Here is an 11524-nt window from a genome sequence, read left to right as displayed (position 1 = left end):
GCCGTGTAGTTTCCGCTCAGCACCTGGAAGCTGAGGTCCGCGGTGGTGCCGCGCCGCCCGGTGACCACGTATTCGACGTCGTCGTTGATCCGGGCGCCGAAGTACAGCGTGTCGGGGTTGTCGAGGCCCATCTTCATGTACGGGCCGGTGCCCGAGATGAACGTCGGGTGCGACCGCTCGGTGGCCCAGGCCGCGTGCGTCGTGGCGAGAATGCCGCCGGCGAGGTACTGGTAGCCCTCCAGCAGATCCTGCTCGGTGCGGATGTGAGGGGCGCTCTCGATCAGTTTCTCGGCCTCGGCCATGGCGTCGGCGAATGGGTCGGTCAGCACACCGTGCTCCTCACGATGGGGGTGGTACAAATATGTACCTGCGTGGTAGGACTTTGATGAACCGACAATAGAACGTGTTCTAAGGAGTGGTCAATGGGACACGAGGACGAGACGCCCGACAGGGCGCAGGGCCGACGGTCGCCGCCCACCGAACGTGTGGTGCAGGTGCTCGACTTCCTGGTGGCGCGCAAGGAGCACCGCTTCGGTTTGTCGGAGCTGGCCCGGCAACTCGGCATCAGCAAGCCCACCTGCCTGGGGATCCTCACCGAACTGGCCCGCGGCGGCTATCTCGTCCGGGATCCCGCCACGAAGACGTACGGCCTCGGGCCCGCACTCATCGCGGCCGGCCGCGCGGCGCAGCAAGGATTCGCGGCCGGCCCGGTGGCGCGCGCGCATCTTGCCGTGCTCAGTGAGGAGTTCCGGACCACGTGCACGGCGTCGGCGGTGGTCGGCGACCGTATTGCCGTCCTGGAGCTGACGAGTCCGCCCGGTGTGCGGGCGGCCGCCAAGGTGGGGGAGATGTACCCGTTCGCGCCGCCCGTCGGCCTGATGTACGTGCTGTGGGACGGCGACGACGCGCTGCAGTCGTGGTTGCGCCGGGAGCCGACCCTGCCGGTGCGCCTCGACCGCGACCGGTTGCGCACCGTGGTGGACGAGTGCTCCCGCACCGGGTATCTCGTGGAGACGCTCACTCCCGTCGGTCAGCGCCTCCACACGCTCATGGCCGGCGTCGCCGCGCACGACCTGCCGCCGGAGTTGCGCGACGTGCTCGGCGAGATGGTGTCCAGCCTGGGGGAGCGGATCTACCTGGACGCCGAACACGCGGACCCCGCCGCGCCGCACCCCGTCAGTCTCATTGCCGCGCCGACATACGACGCCGAGGGTCATCAGGCCATGGTTCTGACGCTCTATGTGGGCGCCGAACTCGCGCGGTCCGACATCGCGCGGCGGGGCAAGGCTCTCGCTGCGGCCGCGGACGCGATCACCGCGGAGGTGGGCGGCCGCCGGCCGCGGTGAGACAGGGGCATTGACCACAATCTGAAACACGTTCTATTCTCGGAGGTGTAATCATTTTCGACCGAGCTGGTCCAAATATGGACCAGTGACCGGTAAGGCACTCGCGACGAGGAATCGCCCATGACCGCACCGCCCGTGTACGAGTTGTCCCACCTCGGCGCACTCGAAGCCGAAGCCGTGCACATCTTCCGAGAAGTGGCCGCCACGTTCGAGCGTCCGGTTCTGCTGTTCTCCGGCGGCAAGGACTCGGTGGTCATGCTCCACGTGGCCGCCAAGGCGTTCTGGCCGGCACCTCTCCCGTTCGCCGTCATGCACGTCGACACCGGCCACAACTTCGACGAGGTCATCGAATTCCGCGACCGGACCGTCCAACACCTCGACCTGCGGATGGTGGTGTCCAGCGTGCAGGACGACATCGACGCAGGCCGCGTCAGCGAGGAGACGGGTCCGCGGGCCAGCCGCAACCGGCTCCAGACCACGGCGCTGCTGCGCGGGATCCGGGACAACGGTTTCGACGCCGTCTTCGGCGGCGCCCGCCGCGACGAGGAGAAGGCCCGCGCGAAGGAACGGGTGTTCAGCTTCCGCGACGAGTTCGGGCAGTGGGATCCGCGGGCGCAGCGCCCCGAGTTGTGGAGCCTCTACAACGGCAGGCACCGCAAGGGGGAGCATATCCGGGTGTTCCCGCTGTCGAACTGGACCGAACTCGACATCTGGCAGTACATCAGCGAGGAGAAGATCGAACTGCCGCCCCTGTACTATGCGCACCGCAGGGAGGTCGTGCCGCGCGACGGAATGCTGTTGGCGCACACCCGGTTCCTGACCCTGCTCCCCGGTGACGAGCCGTACGAGGCCCTCGTCCGATTCCGGACCGTCGGCGACGCCACGTGCACGGGCTGCGTCGAGTCGTCGGCAACCACCGCCGAGGCCGTGGTCACCGAGGTCGCCGCGAGCAGGGTGACCGAGCGTGGGGCGACCCGGGCCGACGACCGGATCTCCGAGGCCGGCATGGAAGACCGCAAGAAGGAAGGGTACTTCTGATGCCGCAGCTACTCCGGGTCGCGACCGCGGGCAGCGTCGACGACGGCAAGTCCACCCTGATCGGCCGGCTGCTGTACGACTCGAAGGCGATCTTCGAGGATCAGCTCGAGGCGGTCGAACGCACCAGCCGCGAGCGGGGCGACGAGCACGCCGACCTGGCACTGCTCACCGACGGTCTGCGCGCCGAACGCGAGCAGGGCATCACCATCGACGTCGCGCACCGCTACTTCGCCACACCGAACCGCAAGTTCATCATCGCGGACACGCCGGGGCACGAGCAGTACACCCGGAACATGGTGACCGGCGCGTCCACCGCCGACTTGGCCCTGATCCTCGTCGACGCCCGCAAGGGGATTCTCGAGCAGACGCGCCGCCACGCGTTCATCGCCAGCCTCCTCGGAATTCCCCACCTCGTGCTGTGCGTCAACAAGATGGATCTCGTCGGGTGGTCCGAGGACCGGTTCGAGGAGATCAAGGAGGAGTTCCGGCAGTTCGCGATCAAACTCGAGGTCCACGACCTCACGTTCATCCCGGTGTCGGCACTGCGCGGCGACAACATCGCGCAACGCACCGTCAACATGCCGTGGTACGAGGGCGCGTCGCTGCTGCACTACCTCGAGCAGGTCCACGTGGCATCCGACCGCAACCTCATCGACGCGCGGTTTCCGGTGCAGTACGTGGTCCGGCCGCAGCGCCGGACCGATTCCGCGCTGCACGATTTCCGTGGGTACGCGGGCACGGTCGCCAGCGGCGTGTTCAAGCCGGGCGACGAGGTGGTGGTACTGCCGTCCGGATTCACCTCCACCGTCAGCGCCATCTGGGGTCCCGGCGGAACCCGCCTCGACGAGGCGTTCGCACCGTCGGCGGTGTGCGTGCAGCTCGCCGACCAGCTGGACGTGAGCCGCGGAGACGTGCTGTGCCGCCCCAACAACCGTCCGCTCGTCGGGCAGGAACTCGACGCGATGGTCTGCTGGTTCAGCGAACAGTCCTCGCTGACGCCGGACGCGCGGTACACGCTGCTGCACACCACCCGCGCCACCAGGGCGTCCGTCGTGCGGCTCGACTACCGCCTCGACGTGAACACCCTGCACCGCGACGAGTCCGCACAGTCGCTCTCGCTCAACGAGATCGGCCGTATCCAGTTGAGGACGTCGCAGCCGCTGATGTTCGACCCGTACCGCCGCAACCACGTGACGGGCAGTTTCATCCTCGTCGACGAGTCGACCCACAACACCGTCGCCGCCGGCATGATCACCGGGCCGACGCTGTCGCGTTCGAAGGTGGTGTGGCACGCCGCGGCCGTCTCGCGGGACGAGCGGGCGACGCGGGGTCGCACGGTGTGGCTGACGGGACTGTCGGCGTCGGGAAAGTCGACGGTCGCGGTGGAACTCGAGCGACGCCTGGTCGCGGCCGGGGTGCCCGCCTACCGGCTGGACGGCGACAACCTGCGTCACGGTCTCAACGCCGACCTCGGTTTCAGTGCCGAGGACCGCGCCGAGAACGTGCGCCGCGTCGGCGCCGTGGCACAACTGCTCGCCGACTCCGGGGTGGTCGCGATCGCGTCGCTGATCAGCCCGTACCGCGCCGACCGGGACCGCGTCCGGGAGCAGCACCGGGCTGCCGGCCTCGATTTCGTCGAGGTGTTCGTCGACACGCCGGTGGAGCAGTGCGAGGCGCGGGACCCGAAGGGCATGTACGCGAAAGCCCGCGCGGGGGAGATCACCGGATTCACCGGGGTCGACGACCCGTACGAGGCCCCGGAGAACGCCGAACTCGTCCTCCGGCCCGGGGACGGCACGCCGACCGAACAAGCCGAGAGAATTATGGAATTGTTGAGACGTGATCACTGACGCACGACTCGCGGCCGACATCGCCTCCGGTGCCGGTGCCCTGCTGCTGGACATCCGCACCGCGGGACTCGGATCGGCGGACGGTCGTGAACTGGGCAGGCGCGGCGACGTCGCCGCCGACGCGTTCATTCTCGGCAAGCTCTCCGCGGAGCGACCCGACGACGCGATCCTCTCCGAGGAGTCGGCCGACGACCGGTCGCGCCTGGAGAGTTCCCGGGTGTGGATCATCGACCCGCTCGACGGTTCCAAGGAGTACGGACTGCCCGGTCACTCGGACTGGGCGGTGCACGTCGCGCTGTGGGAACGCGGTCGGGGGATCACGGCGGCAGCGGTCGCGCAACCGGCGCTGGGCGCGGTGTATGCCAGTGACGACGACAGCCACGCGGTGCAGACCGAACAACTCCCGGCACGGCCCCRGATCGTCGTGTCCGCCAGCAGGCCGCCTGCCTTCGTCGACGCCGTCGCGACGGAGATCGGCGCCGAGGTCACCACCATGGGTTCGGCCGGAGCCAAGGCGATGGCCGTGCTCCGCGGAGACGTGGACGCCTACATCCACGCGGGCGGTCAGTGGGAATGGGACTCGGCCGCGCCCGTCGGCGTCGCCGAGGCTGCGGGCCTGCACTGCTCGCGGATCGATGGAACCCCGTTGGACTACAACGAGTCCCACCCGTACCTGCCCGACCTCCTGATCTGCCGGCCGGAGCTGGCTCGGCCGCTGCTCGCCGCGATCGCGACACATGCCACCGACACGGCCGACAGCGGCCGGGTCGCGATGGCCCGGGCGTACATCGATGCACTGGTCAGCCACGACGCCACCAAGGTGCGTCTCGCGGACAACGCCTGGCGGGTGGAGAACGGGCAGCACACGGGCGAATCGGGGGCGTTCATCCGGGACGAACTCGAGAACGGCCTGCAGTATCAGGCCATCCAGGCCGTGCGCGAACTCTCCTTCCACGAGTGGGGCGACAACGTGGTGGCCCGGTTCGTGCTCGACCTCGGGGCCACGCCCACCGAGGTGACGTCCGTCCGGATCACGGAACATTTCGACATCCCGGCCGGGGCGATCCAGTCCGTCATGGCCATCATCGAACCGTCCGCGATCGAAAGGGAGAACCGATGACCCCGGATCAACTGGTCACCCAATTCTGTGCCGAGTGGATCGAGCCCGATCCGGCGAAGATCGCGGAGTATTTCGCGGAAGACGCCGTCTACCACAATATTCCGATGGAACCCGTCATCGGGCGTGACGCGATCCGCGAGTTCGTCGCCGGCTTCATCGCGGCCTTCGGCGGAATCGACTTCCGGGTGCACCGGCAGGTCACCGACGGCGGGCAGAGTCCCAACGCCGAGGAATCGAGCGGCGTGGTGATGAACGAGCGGATCGACGTGTTCACGCTGAACGGCAACGTCGTCGAACTGCCCGTCGTCGGCGTCTTCGAGATCACCGACGGCAAGATCACCACCTGGCGCGACTACTTCGACATGGCGCCGATCCAGGCTGCTGCCGGCGGTGGATAGCGGCCCGATGATCGCCGTCCCGGCCGGGCAGGTCACGCTGTCGGATCGGCGAACCACCCGCAGCTGGAGCGTCGAGCTGAATGCCTTCGAGATCGCCGTCCACCCTGTGACGCAGGGAGAGTACGCCGAGATCACCGGCGAGTGGCCGGGCACGACGCGGGGAACGCGGCTGCCGGTCGACGGAGTGTCGTGGCGGGACGCGATCCTGTTCTGCAACACCCTGTCCGAGCGCGGCGGGCTCGCCGCCGCCTATCGCGTGACCGGCGACGACGTCGTGTGGGACACCACGGCCGACGGGTACCGGCTTCCGGCCGAGGCGGAGTGGGAACGCGCCTGCCGGGCGGGCACCACGGGTCCGCGGTACGGCCCGCTCGACGCGATCGCGTGGTACCGCGGCAACTCCGACGGCCGGTCGCGGGACGTGGGCGGGAAGCAGCCGAACGCCTGGGGCCTGCACGACACCCTGGGCAATGTGTGGGAGTGGTGCTGGGATCTGTACGACCCCGAGGTGTACGGCACGTACCGGGTGCTGCGCGGCGGTGGGTGGTTCGACGAGCACTGGAGTTGCCGTGCCTCCGTGCGTCGGCGCAGTCACCCGACCTATCGCATCGACGACGTCGGATTCCGTCTCGCCCGGGGCGTATTCACTCCTGACTAAATGTTGACGTCAGGTTCAAGTTAGCTCTACGCTGAGCTCGGGAGTATGACGACGGTCACACCCGGAGAGGGCGAGTCTGCATGAGCCAGATCAACACGGTCCGCGGACCGATCGACAGCGCCGAACTCGGACGCACCTACATGCATGAGCACGTGTTCGTGCTGACGCCCGACGTGCAGCAGAACTACCCGGACGAGTGGGGGAGCGAGGACGAGCGGGTCGCCGACGCGGTCACCAAACTGCGCGCGCTGGCGGAGCAGGGTGTCCGGACCATCGTCGACCCCACCGTCGTCGGCCTCGGCCGGTACATTCCGCGCATCCAGCGGGTCGCGGAACAGCTACCCGAGCTGAACATCGTTGYGGCAACGGGGCTGTACACCTACGACGACGTGCCGTTCTTCTTCCACTACCGCGGTCCGGCGCTGGATGCGATCGTCGGTGCCGAGGTCCCCGACCCGATGGTGGACATGTTCGTGAAGGACATCGAAGAGGGGATCGGCGACACCGGGGTCCGCGCGGGACTGCTCAAGTGCGCGATCGACCACCAGGGGCCCACGCCCGGTGTCGAGCGGGTGATGCGGGCCGTCGCGAAGGCACATCGGCGCACCGGCGTGCCCATCACCGTGCACACCCACCCCGGTAGCGAGGCCGGAGTGCACGTCACACGTGTGATGTGCGACGAGGAGGGGGTGCGGCCGGACCGGATCGTGCTCGGGCACAGCGGAGACAGCACCGACATCGAGCATCTGACCAGCCTCGCCGAGGCCGGCTTCGTCCTCGGGATGGACCGGTTCGGAATCAACCTCGAGACGACGTTCGAGGCCCGCGCCGACACGCTCGTCGAGATGTGCCGCCGGGGATTCGCGGGGCAGATGGTCCTGTCGCAGGACGCCTCCTGCTACATCGACTGGATCGACCCCGCCCTGATGGCCGCGCTCCCGCAGTGGCACTACCTGCACATCGAGAACGACGTGCTGCCCTACGTCCGCGAGCGGGGTGTCACCGAGAAGATGATCACCGAGATGCTGGTCGAGGTGCCTCGGCGATACTTCGAGAACGTCGACCCCTACTGACATGTCGCGCCCGCGAATCGCACCCACACCCCCGGTCACGGCCCGGGGCGTCCGCACCCGCGATCGTCTCGTCGCCGCCGCCCGGGTGGTGTTCGAACGCGAGGGGTACCTCGACGCCCGTCTCGTCGACATCAGCAAGGAGGCCGGACTCTCGACCGGATCGTTCTACACCTACTTCACCAACAAGGAGGAGGTGTTMGCGGCGGTCGTCGAGGTCACGCAGAACGACCTGCTGCATCCAGGCATGGGACGGGTCGCGGACGAAGGCGACGTGCACGCGGTGGTGGAGGCGAGCATCCGCGCCTACCTGCACGCGTGCCGCCGGAATGCGCGACTGCTGGCCCTGCTCGAGCAGGTCGCGCACGTCGACCCCGCATTCCGTGAACTGGAACGCTCACGGGACGAGACGTTCTACCGCCGCAACGCGCGGGCGATCGCCGATCTGCAGGACCGCGGTCTCGCCGACGCGTCGCTCGATCCGATGCTGACGTCGAAGGCGTTGTCCGCCATGGTCGGAAGGATGGCCTACAGCTATTTCGTCGGACCGCCGAGCGAGCGGAGATCGCTCACGTTCGAGCAGTTGACCGCCGGACTCGCGCGGATGTGGACGAACGCGCTACGCGTCCCCGACCGCGTGTGAGGAGCTGTCAGTAGCCGGGTGCGTGGAGGATGCGCAGAACGAGGTCGGCGTTGATGTCGCCCAGCTCCTCCGGTGTGAATTCGCCGTCGGGGCTGTACCACCGGCAGATGTCCACCGCGAGCGACATGATCGCCAGAACCGCGACGCGGGGGTCGGTGATCAGGAACACCCCCTGATCGATCCCGTTCTGCACCTCCCGGATTGCCGCGACCCGGATCTGGAGCCGGGTCTCGGCGACCACCTCGCGGTGGTCGGGGTCGAGATGCCTGCTCTCGTACTGGGCGATGCGGGCGCGCCGGAAGTTCCGGGCGTGCATGATGCTGAATTCGCGGACCAGTGCCCGGACGCGGTCGATGGGGTCGGTGAACGGTGCCACGGCCTCCAACACCAGCGCGAGCGCACGCTCGTTCGACCGGCGGACGAGCTGGAACAGCAGATCCTCCTTGGACGGGAAGTGCACGTACATCGCGGAGGGGCTCATCCCGGCCATGGTGGAGATGTCCCTCGTACGGGTGGCTTCGAAACCCTTGTCGGAGAACAGTGTCGTCGCCGCCCGGAGCAGGCGTTCCTCGGATGTCAGCGGACCCGGGCTCGGCTCCTCGGTCGCGGACACGTCGTCTCGCAGTTCGGTCATCGGTGGTCCTCTCCGCCGTTTCGAGCTTCGTCCGCACCGGCGGGATCCGGCAAGATCAATCCCCTCGAGTGATTGACATCACACAGCTATTCAAACACACTAAGCAAGCGCTCACTGACTTGAAGTTGGCGTCATGTTCTGAAAAGTCTCATTCCCACATCCATACGAAGACCTATCTCGAGGAGTGATCGGATGACTACATCCGCGGTGCAGCCGAGTAAGGACGCAGCCGGCGACACAGCCGTCTCGCGCAAGCGTGCGCATCGGAAACTGCTTGCGGCGGGGCTCGTCGGCAGCTCGATCGAGTGGTACGACTTCTTCCTGTACGGAACCGCTGCGGCACTGGTCTTTCCCCACGTCTTCTTCCCCGACTCGTCGGCGTTGATGGGCACCCTGCTCTCGTTCAGCACGTTCTGGGCGGGCTTCGTCGCACGCCCACTCGGCGGCCTCGTGGCCGGGCACTTCGGCGACAAGTACGGCCGCAAGCCGGCCGTCGTCACCTGCCTGCTGTTCATGGGACTGGCGACGTTCCTCATCGGCTGCCTTCCGGGTGCCGCGACCATCGGCGTCGCGGCCCCGATCCTGCTGGTGGCCCTGCGGTTCGTCCAGGGCCTCGCCTGCGGTGGTCAATGGGGCGGGATCGTCCTGCTGCTGACCGAATCGGCGAGCCCGAAGCGCCGGGGATTCTCCGGGACCTTCGGCCAGATGGGCGTCTCCTTCGGCGTCCTGCTCGGCAACCTCGTGTTCCTCGGCGCCACCGCGGCGATCTCGAACGAGGCGTTCCTCAGCTGGGGCTGGCGGATCCCGTTCTTAGCGAGCGCACTGCTGTTCCCGGTCGTGCTCTACATCCAGACCACGGTCGAGGACACCCCCGAATTCCGGGATCTGCAGGAGGAGGCGCAGAAGAAGAACAAGACCGTCGTCCGCGCACCGCTGACGGAGGCGATCAAGGAACACTGGCGCAAGATCCTGCTCGGCTGCGGCCTGCTCGCGGCCACCAACTCCCTGTTCTACATCTCCATCGCCGGCGTGCTCAGCTACGGCACCGCGGAACTGGGAATGAAGCGCAACGACCTGCTCGCGATCTCGCTGCTCAGCGCCGGACTCACGGTCGGTGTCGTGCTGTGGTCCGGGCACATGTCCGACAAGATCGGGCGCAGGCCGATGATCCTGATCGGCGCGGCGATGATCATCGTGTGGGCGTTCCCGTACTTCTGGCTGATCAACACCCGGAACCTGCTGCTGTTCTTCATCGCCGTCACGGTCGGCAGCGTCTTCCAGTCCATGACCTACGGGCCGATCGCCGCATACATGGGTGAACTGTTCGCGCCCAACGTCCGGTACTCGGCGGCGTCCCTCGCGTACCAGCTGGCGGCGATCACGGTGAGCGGCGGCACTCCGTTCATCATGACCGCGCTGATCGCCAAGACCGGAACCACCACGTTCGTCGCCGTCTTCGTCGCACTGATGGGGCTGGTCACGTTCCTCTGCGCGTGGAAGCTCCGCGAGACCAACACCGCCGAGGTCCGGAACGATCCCACCGCCGTACCCGGCGCCCAGTTCTACTAGCCGGGACGACCGGGCGGCGTGGGGTGGCTGGCATCCAGCCACCCCACAGCCGTCAGTCGGGCACCGTCAGCACGATCCGGCCCTCGCAGTCCCCGGATTCGAGCAGGCGGTGCGCCTCGGCGGCCTGCGCCAGCGGCAGCGTGGTGTGCGGCATGCTCACCGTGCCTGCGGCCACCCACTCGATCGCGCGGCGCGCGGCGGCCTCCGCGGCAGTCGGATCCTGCATCAGCAGTCCGCCGACGTTGAAACCCAGGACGGCGCGGTTGGCGAGCCACAACTCGTTGGCACCGACCCGCACGTCGTCCTCTCCGCTCGCATTGCCCACGGCGAGAAGCCGGCCCAGCGGCGCGAGCACCTCGAGGCTCTCGGCGCGCAACCGGCCGCCGACCGGGTCCACGACGATGTCCACCGAATCGATGCCCGCGTCCGACAGAGCGATGCGGAATCCGTTGCTCGACACCACCAGGTCGTATCCGTACCGCTCGGCCCCCGCCGCACGCCGGGAGGACCGGACCGTGCCCAGCACCTGCGCGGCGCCGAGCCGACGGGCCACCTGCGCGGTGATGCCCGAGAGGGCACCTGCGGCGCCGTGGATCAGCACCTGGCTTCCCGGACCGACATTGCCCACGAGTTCCAGTGACAGCAGCGCCGTCGTCGTGTTCGGGACCACCGCCACCGCCTCGGCGGCATCGAGGCGAAGGTCCACGGAATCCAGCGGGATCGTGATGGCCGCATCGGCCACCGACACTTCGGCATAGCCGCCCGCGGTGGGGCGAGAGAGCGTCACGACGGGCTGGCCGACCCGCAGATGATGCACACCGGCACCGACTTCCCGCACCGTTCCCGCCACCTCGAGGCCGGGCACGATCGGTGGTGTCCCGCCGAATTCACCACGCCGCATGAGGACGTCCGCCAACCCGACCGCCGCGTGCGACACATCGATACTCACCTGGCCGGGTCCCGGCTCCGGAACGGCGAGGTCGGCCGCCTCGAGGACGTCTACCGCGCCGAAGCGTGAAATGGTGATCGCGCGCATGCCTACCTCGTCATCTCGTCGTCGCACGGGTACGGCCGCCACCGTAGTACGGTGACGGCCGCGACGAGCCCTCCGTGCGGGTGTGCTGTCAGTGGTCGCCGATCTCCAGCACGAGCTTGCCGGTGTTGGCGCCGTCGAACAGCAGATTGAGTGTGCGGCCGA

General features: G+C 68.0%; 11 protein-coding genes and 1 pseudogene. 9 read left to right on the top strand and 3 right to left on the bottom strand.

Annotated elements, in window-relative coordinates; translation table 11 throughout:
• Positions 1 to 329, bottom strand: a pseudogene (locus AC1D1G_RS33360) (hypothetical protein); the annotation flags it as partial.
• 93 nt (positions 330 to 422) lie between these two features.
• Here AC1D1G_RS33360 and AC1D1G_RS33355 point away from each other — a divergent pair.
• From AC1D1G_RS33355 to AC1D1G_RS33320, 8 genes are all read left to right on the top strand, one after another.
• Positions 423 to 1346 (top strand): helix-turn-helix domain-containing protein, encoded by a 924-nt coding sequence (locus tag AC1D1G_RS33355; RefSeq protein ID WP_317571333.1) that lies wholly within the window; start codon positions 423 to 425, stop codon positions 1344 to 1346.
• Between the two features lie 120 nt (positions 1347 to 1466).
• Positions 1467 to 2384 (top strand): sulfate adenylyltransferase subunit CysD, encoded by a 918-nt coding sequence (gene cysD / locus AC1D1G_RS33350; RefSeq protein WP_283353549.1) that lies wholly within the window; start codon positions 1467 to 1469, stop codon positions 2382 to 2384.
• Entirely contained in the window at positions 2384 to 4234 is a 1851-nt protein-coding gene (cysC, locus tag AC1D1G_RS33345) for an adenylyl-sulfate kinase (RefSeq protein WP_283353550.1), read from the top strand. Before cysD ends, cysC begins: the two co-directional genes overlap by 1 nt.
• Positions 4224 to 5354, top strand: a complete 1131-nt coding sequence (locus AC1D1G_RS33340; RefSeq protein WP_477955417.1) for a 3'(2'),5'-bisphosphate nucleotidase CysQ — start codon at positions 4224 to 4226, stop codon at positions 5352 to 5354. Before cysC ends, AC1D1G_RS33340 begins: the two co-directional genes overlap by 11 nt.
• Positions 5351 to 5752, top strand: coding sequence for a nuclear transport factor 2 family protein (locus AC1D1G_RS33335; RefSeq protein WP_005252906.1), 402 nt, complete (start codon positions 5351 to 5353; stop codon positions 5750 to 5752). Before AC1D1G_RS33340 ends, AC1D1G_RS33335 begins: the two co-directional genes overlap by 4 nt.
• A 7-nt stretch (positions 5753 to 5759) precedes the next feature.
• Positions 5760 to 6410, top strand: a complete 651-nt coding sequence (locus tag AC1D1G_RS33330; RefSeq protein ID WP_477955416.1) for a formylglycine-generating enzyme family protein — start codon at positions 5760 to 5762, stop codon at positions 6408 to 6410.
• Positions 6411 to 6490: 80 nt separating this feature from the next.
• The gene (locus AC1D1G_RS33325) at positions 6491 to 7483 is read left to right on the top strand and encodes a phosphotriesterase family protein (protein ID WP_477955415.1); all 993 of its coding nucleotides are present in this window, start codon (positions 6491 to 6493) and stop codon (positions 7481 to 7483) included.
• A 1-nt stretch (position 7484) separates the two neighbouring features.
• Positions 7485 to 8123 (top strand): TetR/AcrR family transcriptional regulator, encoded by a 639-nt coding sequence (locus tag AC1D1G_RS33320; protein ID WP_477955414.1) that lies wholly within the window; start codon positions 7485 to 7487, stop codon positions 8121 to 8123.
• Between the two features lie 7 nt (positions 8124 to 8130).
• Here the strand turns inward: AC1D1G_RS33320 and AC1D1G_RS33315 are convergent, their stop codons facing one another.
• Positions 8131 to 8757 (bottom strand): TetR/AcrR family transcriptional regulator, encoded by a 627-nt coding sequence (locus tag AC1D1G_RS33315; protein WP_280783630.1) that lies wholly within the window; start codon positions 8755 to 8757, stop codon positions 8131 to 8133.
• Between the two features lie 192 nt (positions 8758 to 8949).
• Between AC1D1G_RS33315 and AC1D1G_RS33310 the strand changes: the two genes are divergently transcribed.
• A complete protein-coding gene (locus tag AC1D1G_RS33310) occupies positions 8950 to 10326 on the top strand; it encodes an MFS transporter (RefSeq protein WP_477955412.1) in 1377 nt (458 codons plus the stop codon).
• 52 nt (positions 10327 to 10378) lie between these two features.
• Here the strand turns inward: AC1D1G_RS33310 and AC1D1G_RS33305 are convergent, their stop codons facing one another.
• Complete coding sequence (locus tag AC1D1G_RS33305) at positions 10379 to 11362, bottom strand: quinone oxidoreductase family protein (protein WP_280783628.1); 984 nt, start codon at positions 11360 to 11362, stop codon at positions 10379 to 10381.
• Between the last annotated feature and the right edge of the window lie 162 nt (positions 11363 to 11524).

It is taken from the genome of Rhodococcus sp. P3_B8 (assembly GCF_056402775.1).
Note: the sequence above shows the minus strand (reverse complement) of the source record. Positions and strands in the feature narration are given on the sequence as shown.